Annotated in this window: 16 protein-coding genes; 3 read left to right on the forward strand and 13 right to left on the reverse strand. The window is 71.2% G+C overall.

Annotated elements, in window-relative coordinates:
• The 3 genes from VNO22_11645 to VNO22_11655 form a co-directional block, all read right to left on the reverse strand.
• On the reverse strand, positions 1-1,091 hold a 1,091-nt coding region (locus tag VNO22_11645), incomplete at its 3' end, for a secretin N-terminal domain-containing protein (GenBank protein ID HXG62024.1).
• 11 nt (positions 1,092-1,102) lie between these two features.
• Positions 1,103-1,813, reverse strand: a complete 711-nt coding sequence (locus tag VNO22_11650) for a hypothetical protein (GenBank protein HXG62025.1) — start codon at positions 1,811-1,813, stop codon at positions 1,103-1,105.
• Between the two features lie 16 nt (positions 1,814-1,829).
• A complete protein-coding gene (locus tag VNO22_11655) occupies positions 1,830-2,411 on the reverse strand; it encodes a hypothetical protein (GenBank protein HXG62026.1) in 582 nt (193 codons plus the stop codon).
• Between the two features lie 231 nt (positions 2,412-2,642).
• On the opposite strand from VNO22_11655, the gene VNO22_11660 reads away from it, so the two are divergent.
• Together VNO22_11660 and VNO22_11665 are read left to right on the forward strand one after the other, a co-directional pair.
• Positions 2,643-2,924 carry a type II toxin-antitoxin system prevent-host-death family antitoxin gene (locus VNO22_11660; protein ID HXG62027.1) on the forward strand — a complete coding sequence of 94 codons (282 nt, stop codon included), beginning with the start codon at positions 2,643-2,645 and terminating at the stop codon, positions 2,922-2,924.
• Between the two features lie 3 nt (positions 2,925-2,927).
• Complete coding sequence (locus VNO22_11665; protein HXG62028.1) at positions 2,928-3,371, forward strand: hypothetical protein; 444 nt, start codon at positions 2,928-2,930, stop codon at positions 3,369-3,371.
• Positions 3,372-3,390: 19 nt separating this feature from the next.
• Here VNO22_11665 and VNO22_11670 read toward each other — a convergent pair whose 3' ends face one another.
• Genes VNO22_11670 through gspE form a run of 9 tightly spaced genes read right to left on the reverse strand, consistent with a single transcriptional unit; the run spans position 3,391 to position 11,226 of the window.
• Positions 3,391-3,930, reverse strand: coding sequence for a hypothetical protein (locus VNO22_11670; protein ID HXG62029.1), 540 nt, complete (start codon positions 3,928-3,930; stop codon positions 3,391-3,393).
• Positions 3,927-5,042: a hypothetical protein gene (locus VNO22_11675; GenBank protein HXG62030.1), complete on the reverse strand. Its 1,116-nt coding sequence runs from the start codon at positions 5,040-5,042 to the stop codon at positions 3,927-3,929. The genes VNO22_11670 and VNO22_11675 overlap by 4 nt, the downstream gene beginning before the upstream one ends.
• Positions 5,039-6,352, reverse strand: coding sequence for a hypothetical protein (locus tag VNO22_11680; protein HXG62031.1), 1,314 nt, complete (start codon positions 6,350-6,352; stop codon positions 5,039-5,041). The genes VNO22_11675 and VNO22_11680 overlap by 4 nt, the downstream gene beginning before the upstream one ends.
• 6 nt (positions 6,353-6,358) lie before the next feature.
• Entirely contained in the window at positions 6,359-7,009 is a 651-nt protein-coding gene (locus VNO22_11685) for a prepilin-type N-terminal cleavage/methylation domain-containing protein (protein ID HXG62032.1), read from the reverse strand.
• Positions 7,006-7,377 (reverse strand): prepilin-type N-terminal cleavage/methylation domain-containing protein, encoded by a 372-nt coding sequence (locus tag VNO22_11690; protein HXG62033.1) that lies wholly within the window; start codon positions 7,375-7,377, stop codon positions 7,006-7,008. The genes VNO22_11685 and VNO22_11690 overlap by 4 nt, the downstream gene beginning before the upstream one ends.
• The gene (locus VNO22_11695; GenBank protein HXG62034.1) at positions 7,374-7,880 is read right to left on the reverse strand and encodes a GspH/FimT family pseudopilin; all 507 of its coding nucleotides are present in this window, start codon (positions 7,878-7,880) and stop codon (positions 7,374-7,376) included. Before VNO22_11695 ends, VNO22_11690 begins: the two co-directional genes overlap by 4 nt.
• A gap of 2 nt (positions 7,881-7,882) precedes the next feature.
• Complete coding sequence (gene gspG / locus VNO22_11700) at positions 7,883-8,335, reverse strand: type II secretion system major pseudopilin GspG (protein HXG62035.1); 453 nt, start codon at positions 8,333-8,335, stop codon at positions 7,883-7,885.
• Entirely contained in the window at positions 8,332-9,549 is a 1,218-nt protein-coding gene (locus tag VNO22_11705; protein HXG62036.1) for a type II secretion system F family protein, read from the reverse strand. Before VNO22_11705 ends, gspG begins: the two co-directional genes overlap by 4 nt.
• 6 nt (positions 9,550-9,555) lie before the next feature.
• Complete coding sequence (gene gspE / locus VNO22_11710; GenBank protein HXG62037.1) at positions 9,556-11,226, reverse strand: type II secretion system ATPase GspE; 1,671 nt, start codon at positions 11,224-11,226, stop codon at positions 9,556-9,558.
• Positions 11,227-11,368: 142 nt separating this feature from the next.
• Between gspE and VNO22_11715 the strand changes: the two genes are divergently transcribed.
• Positions 11,369-12,730, forward strand: coding sequence for an alkaline phosphatase PhoX (locus VNO22_11715; GenBank protein HXG62038.1), 1,362 nt, complete (start codon positions 11,369-11,371; stop codon positions 12,728-12,730).
• 13 nt (positions 12,731-12,743) lie between these two features.
• On the opposite strand, the gene VNO22_11720 is transcribed toward VNO22_11715, so the two are convergent.
• On the reverse strand, positions 12,744-13,103 hold a 360-nt coding region (locus tag VNO22_11720), incomplete at its 5' end, for a hypothetical protein (protein HXG62039.1).

Genomic DNA, 13,103 nt, shown 5'->3' on the forward strand with positions numbered 1-13,103 from the left:
CCCAGCCACACCGGCAGGAACCGCCGCCCGTCCCGCCCGCCGCGGTCGCCTCCCTGGCCGCCGCCCCCCGAGGAGGCCGCCGGCGCGAAAAGGTCGTTGAGGAGCTTCGCCGCCGCCGTGGCGTCCGCGTACCGCAGCGGATAAAGCTTCAGCCGCAGCGCCGTCGCCGTGCGGTCGTCGAGCCTCCGCAGGAGGTCCTCGATGACCTTCATGTTGTCTTCCGTGGCCGTCACGATGATGGAGTTCGTGCGCGGCTCGGCGGTGATCCGCACCATCTCGTGGGCCAGCGCCCGCGGCTGCGGCCCCTGGCCGTCCCGCCCCCGCTCCCGGTCCCCGCCGCCCCCGAACATCCGCCAGATGTTGAAGCCCGCCTGCTGGCCCGTCTGGCCCTGCACGGCCTCCTTGCGGAAGACGTCGTTGAGGACGCGCGCGACCTCCTGGGCGTCCGCGTTGCGGAGGGGAAAGACGCGGATTTTGAGCTCCGCCGAGGCGCTCACGTCGATCACCCGGAGGATCCGGACGGCCCGGTTGATGCCGTCCGAGCGCCCCACGAGAATCACGGAGTTCGAGTAGCTCGACACGCTCACCTGGCCGCCGTCGCCCATGGCCGCGCGCAGAACCTCGCCGAGCTCCCGCTGAACCTCGACCACGTTGACGGCCTTAAGAGGCACGATCTGGGTGCGCATCTGGTCGCTGACGGGAATCTCGTCCGGGTTGGAGCCGGAGTAGATTTCGAGATTCAGCCGCTTGGCGGCGTCCACGTCCTGCACCTTGAGGACCTGGCCGGGCTTGGGAAGCCCCGGCGAATAGGGGTTGAGGATGGTGGCCCCATGGCGGCGCAGCGCGGCGTTGAGGAAGTCGAGGACCTTGGAGACGGGCACCTCGGTGTCGCTCACGGCGTCGATCGTGCCCGTGACGCGCTTTTCCTGGACGAAGATCCAGCCGGTGACGGAGCTGACGTACTGGAGGACGGCGTCGGCGGAGGCGTCCTTGAACTGGAACCGGAGCTTTTTTTCCTCCGGCGCCTCCTGCCCCGCCGCCGACGCCGCGGCCCACCCGAGAACCGCCGCCGCCAGCACCCAGCTCCGCATGCCGCCTCCCCTCATTGGATCTTCGACCGCGCCTCCTCGGGCACCTCGACCTTGGCGGAACCCACGTCCTTGATCTCCACCACGGTCGTGCGGTTGACGTCCACCTCGCGCTGGCCGAACGTCATCCGGCCCTGGAGCGTGTATTCGTACTTGACGAGCATACCCTCCTTGAGGTGGAAACGCACGGTCCCCTTGGCGCCCGAAACGGCCGGCGGATTCTGCGCGCCGCGACGGCCCACGGAGAGAAGCTCCCGCACCGCCTCCTCGGAAAGCTCGCCGCCGTAGACGCCCTCGCCTTCGTCCTTGAGTTCCTTGGCCTTGTCCGCGAGGCTCTCGGCCAGCGCCGCCGGGGGCTTGAAGCCCGTCAGGCGCCGGGCCACGAAGGCCGCCGCGTCGCGCCGCCGCTCGGCGCCGCCGTCCGCCCGACGAAGCTCTTCTTCCGTCTTCCAGCCCTCGGCGGTCTTGACCGCGACCTTGGACCCCTTGACCACGGCCTCGACCGTCGTGTCGCCCTGCTTGAGCGTCAGCACCGCCGGGCCGTCCTTCTCGATGCGGCCTTCCACGGGGCCGGGCTGGAATCGCCCTTCGCGGCCTTCGCTACGGGGCGTCGAAACCCAGGCGTAGGACTGCTCCGCCAGCTTCCGCGCCGCGGCCTTGACGTCGTCCTTGGCGTCCGGAGCCGCCGCCAGAAGAGCCAGAATCGCCGCCGTCACGTTCACCATAGATTCCTCCTCCCGCTCACTGACGAGGTTCTTCTTCCGAGGACCGGTTCTTGCCCAGCCTCTTCCGGATTCTCTCCAGGACGTTTTCGGACGAGGAACCGTCCGGGGCCGGGGCGGGGGTCGCCGACGCCGCGGGAGCCGCGCCGTCGGGGAGCGCCTCGCCCGCCTTGAGCGTCACGGTTTCCTCGCCTCGCTTGAGGATCAGCCGGTCGGCCTCGACCGCCTCCACGCGGAAGTCGCCGATCGCGTCCCCGGGCCGGACGGTGCGGGGTTCCCGGAACTGCCGGAGCCGCTCCTCGTTGCGGTCCTCGAGGACGGCCGCGTGGACCCCGGCGGAAAGGTCGAGGTAGATGCCGGTGACGACGGGGGGCCGCGGCCGCGGGGGCGCCGCGGGGGCCGAAGACGCCTCGGAGCGCCGCTCCTCCCGGCGGGAGGGTTCCGGCTTCCGCGGCGGCCGCGGAGGGGAGAAGATGTTATGGCTGCGAAGGGCGGCCAGTTCCGCCGCCGAAAGCGCCGGGCGGTCGGGATCCTGCGGCTCCTCCAGCCGCGCCGAGGCCGCCTGAAGCACCAGAACCAGCGCCGTCGTCCATCCGGTCATCGCACGGTTTCCCGCCCGGGAAAGGCCCCCGGACGGCTCCCACCCTGATTGGAGCGCCCGACCGGGGACGTATTCCCGGAAATCGTCCGCTATTCAACGTACGGCCGGGGGACGCGCCCCGGGGCGCTTCCGCGAGGGGGATCGTTTTCCGGAAGCCGGCCCGGACGCGTTCCGTCCGATCGCGCCGCGCCGGAACTTGACCCTTCCCTCAGAGTGTGCAAAATTGTACACATGATCGAGGTGAGCGTGGCCCGTCTCCGCAGCCGCTTGGCGTCCCTTCTGGAAATCGCCCGCGGGGGCGAGCCCATCGTCATCCGCCGCCATGGAGCGCGGATCGCCGTCCTCACGGGGCTGCGCCCGGGACGCGACGCCGCCCGCGCGGCGTCCCTCCGCGCGATGGGCGGGCCTTCGAAGCTCCCGCGGACCCTCGACACGGGCCCCGTCGAGCCGGTGAAGCTCCGGATCCGCCCCCGCCGCGCTCCCAGCCTGGAGCTCTCGGAGGAGCGCGAGTAGCGAATGATTCGCTTCTTCGACTCCACCGGGCTCGTGAAGGCGCTCGTTCAGGAAGAGAGGGGACACCGGCAGGCCGCCTCGCTCCTGGAGGAGCCGACGGGCCTGAACCTGGGTTTCGCCACGGCGCGGATCGCCGCCCTCGAAGCCCTTTCGAAGGTCTGGAGGCTCGCCGGGGACGCCGGAGAACTGAGAAAGCTGGAGCGTCATTTCGAGAAGTTCGCCTTCTATGAGCTCGATGCGGACTACGAACTGGCACGCGAGATTATTCTCCGCACGAACCTGAAGGGGGCGGACGCGGGGATCCTCGCGGTCGCGCTCGGCGTTTCGCGATGGGAACGGGTCGCGGTTCAGTTCGTCTCCGCCGATGCGGACCCGCTCAAAGCGGCCCGGCGTCTGGCCGGAAAAGAAAAGCTTCGAGTCGTCCCGCTTCCGGGAGGACTCGCCTAGCCGCCGTCCCCCTCCGCGCTCACCCCCGCTTCGCGGGCGCCGGGGCGTACTCGATCGTCGAAACCTTGAGGTCCACGTCGAGCCGGTCCTCCCGCTCGTAATGCGACTGCACCGAAATGCGCAATGGCTTGAGAAATTCCTTCGAGTCGTGAAGCTCCCGCAAGAGATCCACGAACTGCGCCCAGGTGAGCCGGAACTTCATGTCGTAGACGTGCTCCTTGAAATCCCCCTCCTGGCGGCCCGACGCGCCCGTCCCCTGCACGTCCACCCCCACCCCGATCCGGTCGCAGATCGATCCAAGGTGCGAGTAGAAATGCGTCTGCACGTCCGGCGTGCGCGGCTTGTCCAGAAGCTCCCGGATCTTGCGCCAGCCTTCCAGGACCGAGGCGCGCCGCTCGAGAATCCCGTTCGCGCGCGCGATCTCCTCGTCCGTCCGCCGGATCTCCTCCGAAAGCCTGCGCCAGGGGTCCCACCAGAGCGCGGAGAACCCCCGGTCGGCCAGGAAAAGCCCCGCGGCCGCGAGGGCCGCCCCGAGGAGGGTTTTCGTCCGCCGGTTCATCGCGCCCCCTTCCGGCGGCCGTCCGTCCCCGCCAGTCGCGCCTCGATCGTGAAATCGTGCCGGTACTCCCCCCGGTCGGCGTTCGGAATGATCCGCTCGATCTTGATCGGCCCGAAAAGGCCCGTCTTCTCGAGCGCCGAGACGAGTTCGTAGACGGGCTTGTCGTCCCGCGCCTTGCCCTGAAGCCGCACGACCCCCGGGTCCTCGAACGTCGCCGTCACGATCCACAGCCGCGACGTGTCCACGTTGCGCCGCAGCGCCCCGAGCACCGGAAGCCACGTGTTGCGGTCCCGGTACCACTGGTGCGCCAGCGCCGTCTGGCGGCCGAGCCGGGTCACCTCCGCCACCTGAGGCTGAAGCTTCGCCAGGGCCGCACGCTTGAGTTCCAGCTCGCGCCGTTTGTCCGCCAGCGCCGCCTGGGACCAGACAAGCAGGAGCACGAGCGCCGCCCCCGCCAGCGCCCCCGCGCGGTGCAGCCGCGTCCAGCGGAACCGGCGCGGCGGCTCCGGCGGCCGCAGGAGATCCGGCAATCCCCCCGGCCGCGCCCATGCCGCGCACGCTCCCGCCGCCGGCGCCGTCTCCAGCGTCCCCGGCCCGGCCGCCTCCACCTCCCCGTCCCCGAACGCCACCACCATCCCGGCCTCGTCCGGCGGCACCCGCCCGGCCAGCGCGAACGTGCTCACGGTCGCCCCCACCACCTTCACCCCCGCCCCCTCGAGCGCCGCCACCGCCGGATCCAGCACCTCCCGCGGCACCGCCGCCAGCTGCATCCGCACCTTGCCCTCCGCACGGCCCAGCTCCACGAACGCCATGTGCACGCGCTCCGGCGGCAGCGGCAGCCGCCGCTCCGCCTGGAAACGCGCCATCGCCGCCAGCTCCTCCGGCGTCCCCTCCGGAAGCTCGAACTCCCGGAAAATCGCGTGCCTCCGGGGCACCACCACCACCGCCCGCCCCCCCGAAAGGCCGCACCGCGCCGCCGCCTCCCGCACTCCCTCCGGCCCCGAAAGCTCCGCCGTCTCCAGACGGACGATCTCCGCCCCGCGGCCGTTCGCGCGCGCGTGCGCCGCGGCCAGCCGCCGCGATCCGATCTCCACCGCCCAGAAGGCCTTCACGGTCCCACCCGCGCTTCCGGCCCCATCGCCGGATCGTACGGCATCCCGCGCCGCGTCCAGTCCGCCCAGTACACCACCCGCGGGGCGGGAGCCGCCATCTTGTCGAACACCGCCAGCATCCGCCGGAACGCCCCCGGCCGCTCCCCCGCCGGATCCCCCCGCTCCGTCCCGTACGGCGTCCCCACCCGCCCCACCGCGTGAATCCGGAACTGGTACGAACGAACCGTCACCAGGTTGGCCACCCGCTTGAGCCCCTCCGGCCCCAGATCCTCCAGAAGCCACCCGATCGTGGACAGGTCCTCCGCCCCCGAGGCGCGCCGCGCCATGAGTTTGAGCGCCACCTCGTCCGTTATTCCCGGAAGCGTCCGCAGGACCTCCCGCGATGCGGTGTTCACGTTCACCAGCCCCGGCACCTCCTCCGCGGGCCCTACCGTCACGCGGTCGACCACCTGCCGGAACCGCCCCGGCGACAGAACGTCCAGAAGATGCGCCACGCTGGGAAACGCCCCCTGGGCCGCCCGGTAGCCCAGCACCCCCTGCACCTCCCCCGGATTCAGACCCGCCGAACGAAGCTCGTCCGGACCCGCCGTGTTGAGGTTCGCCCGCCGCCCCCCCTCCAGCGTCACGTTTCGGTCCCGGCTCCAGGCCGTCACCAGCCAGAAAAGCGGAGGATCCGGCCGCGCGTTGCCCTCCAGCTCGCGACGGTCATAAAGCCCGTTGCGGTCGGCGTCCCGGCCGTACAGGATCTCCGGCGTCATGCCGCGGACGAACAGAAGTTCCTCCACCGTCTCGAACGGCGCGTTCTTGCACCGATACGGCGGGTCGAGCGAAAGATAGTACCCGTCCTCCGCCCCGTTGGGCCCGGGCGTGGAATCGGCGTCGCGCCAGTCGAGGATGGAATCGGCGATCTCCTCGGTCATCCCGGGCAGAAGGAGAAGCACCTCCTTGGGCGCGGTATTGAGGTTGATCTTCGACGCCTCGTCGTCCAGACCCCAGTACATCCGCGGATCGTCCCCCCACGAGGGGCGCATCACCGTCACCGCTCCTTCGCCCAGCGGGAACTCGAAGAAGCGGAACGGGTCGTCCGCCCAGGGATCCGTCAGCTCCTGCCACGGCTTGGGATCGTTGAGGACCGTGGACGCCGCCAGGTCGATCGCGCTCCAGGCCAGCTGCTCCGCCTTGCGGTCGTCGGCGAACCGGTGGGCCAGCGCGTACTCCGCCCCCATCTCGCCCAGAAAGGCATAAAGAAGCAGCGTCAGCGCGGCCAGGACCCAGAGCGCCACCACCAGCACCACTCCGTCCCGCCGCATGCGCGGTCACTCCTCCGGCGGCTGCTCGGCCGCCACCGGCAGATACACCCGCGTCAGGAACCGCTCCACCACTTCCTCCCCCCGCCATTCGCCCCGCACCCAAAGCGTCGCCTCGACCGCCCGCGGAAGCTTCCCCACCGCCGCCGAATCCCATTCCTCCCGCCACTCGCCCTCGTCGAAGTACCGAAACCCCAGCCCCACCACCTCGGGAGCGACCTCCTCGACGTTCTCCGGACGGCCCGCCTCGACCGTCTCCGCCGTCAGCGCCGCCCGGCGCTCCCGCACGAGTCCCCGCCGGCCGGCTCCGGTTCCTTCCTCTATAATCCAGTAAGACACGGCCCCCAGATCGATGCCTCCCGGGACCGCCTCGGTCGCCGTCACGAACTCCAGCCGGTCCCGGCGGAGCGCCTCCGTTCCCCCCTTCGTCCCTCGGAAGCCGGCGTCGAAGGCGCGGCTCGGCCGGACGGCCGCCCGCAGATCCCCTTCGAGCCTCCGCAGGACCGCCCGGGCGGCCTGGGAGATTTCCGCCAGCGCCTCCGCCCGCGAGGAAAGCGAGCGGCCCGCCCGAAAGAGCGCATACGCCGCTCCCAGGACGACCGCCGAAATCGAAAGCGCCAGGAGCAGCTCCAGGAGCGTGAACCCTCGCGGCCTCCTCATGGAGCCTGCGTCCTTTCCCGCAGGAGGCGCGTTACCGCGAGCGTGCGCTCCTGCCCGCGCTCCTCCCAGCGGACTACGATCGTCAGAAGCACGAGCCCCGGTTCGTACGTCTCCGGCCGCGCCTCCCAGGCGAACTCCGGTTCGTCCTCGAAGCGCCCCTCGGCGGCCCGGTCGGCCGCGCGTTCCCCCGCCTCGAACTCCGCGACCACCCGGCCGGCCACGAGCGCCGCGCGCGTGACGTTCCGCGCCGCGCTGGAGGCCCGCCCCGCCGAGAAGATCCCCTGCGCCAGCACCGTCAGCGCCGCCGCCGTCACGACCAGCGCCACGATCACCTCGACCAGGGTGAAGCCTCGCCGCGCCCCGTTCACGGCGGTCCCTCCGGCCGTTCCAGGAAGATCCGGCCCGCGGCCCCCGCCACGCGCACCACGGCGCGGTCGCCCCGGTCGTTCGAAAGCGTCACCGCCGCCGGGCGCGCCGTGCCGTCCGGCCGGAATTCGAGGTACCTCCGGCCGTCCTCTCCCGGCGCGAATCCCTCGAGAGAAAGCTCCACGCCCTCGGGAAGCTCCTCGCCCGCCCAGAGGCCCGCCAGGGGCTCGAACACGCCCGGCTCCCGGAAGGGGCGCGCCTCGCGGACCAGGCCGTAGCGGCGCCCGGCGGGGTCGTAGACGAAGCGATGCACCAGCCCCGTCGAGGCCGCCTCCCCCCGGGCGTGAAGGAGCCAGGCCACCATCCGGCGCGCCGTCGTGCGCACCCGCCACGAGGGCATGAAGTCCGAGAAGCGCGGGACCAGAAGCCCCGCGATCAGCGTGATGAGGATCATCACGAGCACCAGCTCGAAGAGCGCCAGCCCCCGGACGGACGCGCGCCGCACGGCTATTTCTCGATGTCGTCCTCGGTGCCCGGCTGTCCGTCGGGCCCGGCGGAATAGAGGTCGTAGCCCTGGGTGTTTCGTTCGCCGGGGAAGCGGTAGAGGTAAGGGTTGCCCCAGGGGTCCTTGGGAAGCTCGCGGCCGTCGATGTAGGGTCCCTTCCAGCTCTTGGGCTCCGGGGCGCTCGAAGGTTTCACCAGGAGCGCCGCCAGCCCCTGCTCGGTCGTGGGGAACCGGCCGCTGTCCACCTCGTAGCGGTCGAGCGCGCCCGCCAGGGTCTTCAGGTCCGCCTTCGCGGCGGCGATGCGGGCGTCCTCCGAGCGGCCGGCCAGCTTGGGCACCACGATGGCCGCCAGGATCCCGATGATGACGACGACGAGCAGCAGTTCGATCAGCGTGAAGCCCCCGCGGGGGCGGCGGCGGCGGTGACGGCGGTTCATGACGGTCTCCTTCCTCATCGAATCATGCTCGACAGGCTGAACACCGGAAGCAGCATCGAAATGACCACGAATCCCACGAGGGCGGCCATGAGCACCAGGAGCGCCGGTTCGAAGAGCGCCACGAAGACCCGCACGGCCCGGTCCACCTGGGCGTCGTAGGAATCGGCCACCTGAAGGAGCACCTCGTCGAGGTTTCCGCTTTCCTCGCCCACGGCGATCATGTCGGTCACCATCGGAGGGAACGACCGGGTGCGCCGGAGGATCTCGGCGAGGCTGCGGCCCTGGCGGACGCCGGCGGCCGCCTCGTCCACGTCGTCCCGCAGGATCGCGTTGCCCAGGGCCTCCTTGGAAATGGAGAGAGCCTCGAGGATCGGGACGCCGCTTTTGAGGAGCGTGCCGAGCGTGCGGGCGAAGCGGGCCACGGCGCTTTTGCGGACGACTTCGCCGAAAAGGGGCGCCCGCAGCCGCAGGCGGTCGAGGACCCGCCGGCCCCGCCGGGTTTCCCCCGCGCGGCGCCCCAGGACCATCGCGACGGCCAGGCCTCCCAGAAGGAACGGCCAGCCGTCCCGCACGAACGACGAAGCGGCCATCACGATCCGCGTGGGGACCGGCAGGTCGTCCCCCAGCTTCGCGAAGATCTCGCTGAAGCGGGGGATGAAGAAGACCATGAGGAAGCCCACGGCGAAGGTGCCGATGACGATGAGGAGCGCCGGGTAGGCGAGGGCCGAGGCGATGCGGCTGCGGAGCTCCTCGTCCTTTTCGAGGAAGGACGCCAGCCGCCGCAGGGCGTCCTCCAGGAACCCGCCGGTCTCGCCCGCGCGGACCATGCTCGCGTAGAGGGGCGGGAAGAGGCGGGGGAACCGGCCGAGCGCCTCGTGAAGGGAGCTTCCGGCGGAGACCGCCTTTTCGATCTCGGCGACCACGCCGGAAAGCTCCTGGTTGGAGGTCTGCGCGGCGAGCGTCCGGAGCGCCCGGTTGAGGGGCACGCCCGCCTTGAGGAGGTCGCCGAGCTGGCGGGTGAAGAGCGCCACGTCGGCCCTGCGGGCGCGACGGCGGCCGCGCCGGGCGGCGGGCGCGGGGGCGGCTTCCGTCTCGTCGCGGGACGAAAGCTCCAGGGGGAAAACCCCCATGCGGCCGAGCGAATCCAGCGCCCCCCGCTCGCTTTCCGCCTGGAGGATCCCCGTGACGATCGACCCGTCCTCCTTCTTCGCCTTGTACGTGAATTGCGGCATGGGCGGCTAATACTTGTCGGCCTTCGTGATCCGGAAGACCTCCTCGGGCGTGGTCACCCCGGCGCGGACGCGGTCCCAGCCGTCCTCGCGGAGCGTCCGCATCCCGCGCTCGACCGCGTAGCGCTTCAGGCGCGCGGCGCTTTCGCGGCGCAGGATCATCTCGCGCACGGCGTCGTCCACGACCATGAGCTCGAACAGGCCCACGCGGCCGCGGTAGCCCGTGCCGCGGCAGGCGTCGCAGCCGGCGCCCCGGAAGAAGGACCGCAGATCCGCCGGCAGGGCGTCCGCGAATTCCCCGTCCCGCGCCCGCACCTCCCGGCGGCAGGCGGAGCAGACCTTCCGGACGAGCCGCTGGGCGAGCAGCCCTTCGACCGTGCTGGCCACGAGGAAGGGCTCCAGTCCCATGTCCAGAAGCCGGGTCACCGCGCTCGGGGCGTCGTTCGTGTGGAGCGTGGAGAAGACCAGGTGCCCCGTGAGGGCGGACTGGACGGCGATCTCGGCCGTCTCGAGGTCGCGGATTTCGCCGATCATGACGATGTCCGGGTCGTGCCGCAGGATGGCGCGCAGCCCCGCCGCGAAGGTGAGTCCCGTCCGGGCGTTCACCTGGATCTGCTTGATTCCCGGAAGCTGGTATTCGACGGGGTCCTCGATCGTGATGATCTTGTCCTCGATCGTGTTGATCTTCTGGAGCGCGGCGTAGAGGGTCGTGGTCTTGCCGCTCCCGGTGGGCCCGGTGACCAGAAGGATCCCGTGCGGTTCGGCGATCAGGCCCCGGAAGCGTTCGAGCACTCCGGGGGGCATGCCGAGTTCCTCGAGGGAGATCGCCATGTTGGCCCGGTCGAGGAGCCGCAGGCAGACCCCTTCGCCCCAGACGTTGGGAATGACCGACACGCGCACGTCGATTTCCCGTCCCAGGAGATCCAGGCGCAGGCGTCCGTCCTGGGGCAGCCGTTTTTCGGCGATGTTGAGCCCCGCCATGATCTTCAGGCGCGAGACGATGGCGGCCTGGAAGCGCTTGATTTCCGGCGGAATGGGCACCCGGTGGAGGACGCCGTCGATCCGGTAGCGGATCCTGAGCTCGTTCTCCATGGGCTCGACGTGGATGTCGCTGGCGCGGTCGCGGACCGCCTCGGTGAAGATCTGGTTGACGAACTTGACGAGGGCGGCGTCCTCGGCCAGAGCGGCCTCGTCGGCGGGGCCGGCGGGCGCGGCGGCGGCTTCCTCCCGGGCCGCGTCCACCATCCGGTTGACCTCGTCGGCGGCGACCCCGTAGTGGAGCTTGATCAGCCGTTCGATCTCGGCGGGGCGGGCGAGCACCGGCTCCACGTCGCAACCGAGCAGCAGCCGCAGGTCGTCCAGGGCCTCCAGGTCCAGGGGATCCGAAACCGCCACGCGCACGGCCCCGTTCGTGCGCTCGAGGGGCAGGACCTTGCGTTCGAAGACGGTCTTGACGATGCCGGGGCGCGCCAGGCCCGCGTCCACGCGCGCTTCGGAGAGATCCACGAGGGGCAGGCGCATCTGCTCGGCGAGGGCCGAAAGGACCTCCTCCTCGCGGGTCCAACCCAGGCGGACCAGCGTCTGGCCGATCCGCTCTCCGGGTTCGCGGAGGCGGAGGGCTTCGCGGACCTGCTCGTCGGTGACGGCGCCGCGGCGGCGGAGAATTTCTCCCAGGAGCATCGATGGAGATCCTACCGCGCAATTAGACCCCTCCGGGAGGCTTTTTCTTCCCGTCGGCCGGGCGCCGGGGCGACATGTTTCCATACCTTAACGCCATCTAAAAACAGGGGGGCGGGATTCTCCGTGCGTGGGAGGTCGGACCATGCATCTTTCGCGCCGCCATTTCCTGCGCGCCTCGGCCGCCTTCGGGGCGGGTTTCCTGGGCCTGAGGGAGCTTCTCGGTCAGGAGCGAAGCGCCCGGGCGCCCGGGTATGGGGAGCTCGTCCCGGATCCCGCGCGGATCCTGGACCTGCCCCCCGGCTTTTCCTACCGGATCCTCTCCCGGACGGGGGAGACGATGGACGACGGATTCCGGGTTCCGGCGGCCCACGACGGCATGGCCGCCTTCCCGGGTCCGGACGGGCTGACGATCCTCGTGCGCAACCACGAGATCAAGCCTCCGTCCCGGCACGGCCCCTTCGGCGAGCGCGCGGAGCTTTTCCCGAGAATCGACCGGGCCAAGGTGTACGACCCGGCCGGGCCCGGCCCGGGGGGGACGACGACCCTCGTTTACGACACCCGCGAGCGCAGGCTTGTCCGGCACTTCCTGAGTCTGGCGGGAACCTGGCGCAACTGCGCCGGCGGCCCTACGCCGTGGGGGAGCTGGATCACCTGCGAGGAGACGACCGAGCGGGCGGGCGCGAAAGGCGCCGGAAAGGATCACGGGTACGTCTTCGAAGTCCCCGCCGCGGCCGAGCCGCGCCTGGCGGACCCGGTTCCGATCCGCGCGATGGGGCGCTTCAACCACGAGGCGGTCGCGGTCGATCCCCGCAGCGGGGCGGTCTATGAAACCGAGGACCGCAGCGACGGGCTTCTCTACCGATACCTGCCGGAAGAGCCCGGCCGGCTCGCCCGCGGGGGGCGGCTCCAGGCGCTCAAGGTCAAGGACAAGCCGGGCCTGACGACGCGCAACGACGGGAAGGGCCCCTCCGTTCCGCTGGGCGCGCCGCTCGACGTCGAATGGGTGGACCTGGAGGACGTGGAGTCGCCCGGGGACGATCTGCGCCGGCAGGGGTTCGCCCGAGGGGCGGCCGCCTTCAGCCGCGGCGAAGGCATCTGGTACGGCCGCGGGGCGGTCTACTTCGCCTGCACGTCGGGCGGGCGCAACAAGAAGGGCCAGATCTGGCGGTACGTCCCCTCGCCCGAGGAGGGCCGTCCCGGCGAGGCGCGGGCGCCGGGCCGCCTGGAGCTTTTCGTGGAGCCCAACGACGACACGCTTCTGGAGAACTGCGACAATCTGACGGTGGCGCCGTGGGGGGATCTCGTGGTCTGCGAGAACGCCAAGAAGGAGCAGCACGTCGTCGGCGTGACGCCGGAGGGGCGCTTCTACAACCTGGCGCGCAATCCGCGGGGCGACTCCGAGTTCGCGGGCGCCTGTTTCTCGCCGGACGGCTCGACCCTCTTCGTCAACATCCAGAAGGCGGGCCTGACCGTCGCGATCGCGGGCCCGTGGCGGGGCGCCTGACGCGCCGCCGGCCCTACCGCAGCGGCCGGAAGCTCCGGATCATCTCTTCCACGCCGGGGTCGATCTCCGGCGGGAGATTGCCCGCCACCAGAACGAGCGTCCCTTCGAGCTCCATGAGATAGGCCGCCCCGCGGCGGTCGGCGAAGCGGCGGGCGGTCACGCGCCGGGGGGATTCCCCGGCCCCCGCGGGACCCGCGCGGCGGGCGGGCGCCAGGCGCCGCACGAGGCGCCCCAGCGTCGATTCCGCCGGGCATTGAAAGACCGAGATCTCGGCCATGCCGTCCGTGTAGCGCAGGTGGGCCACGGCGGCCTCGAGTTTTTCCGGCACCCCCGGCAGGAACGCCCGCACCGCCTCGGCCAGGCGCGGCGGGAG

This window comes from Planctomycetota bacterium (assembly GCA_035574235.1).
Classification (GTDB): domain Bacteria; phylum Planctomycetota; class MHYJ01; order MHYJ01; family JACPRB01; genus DATLZA01.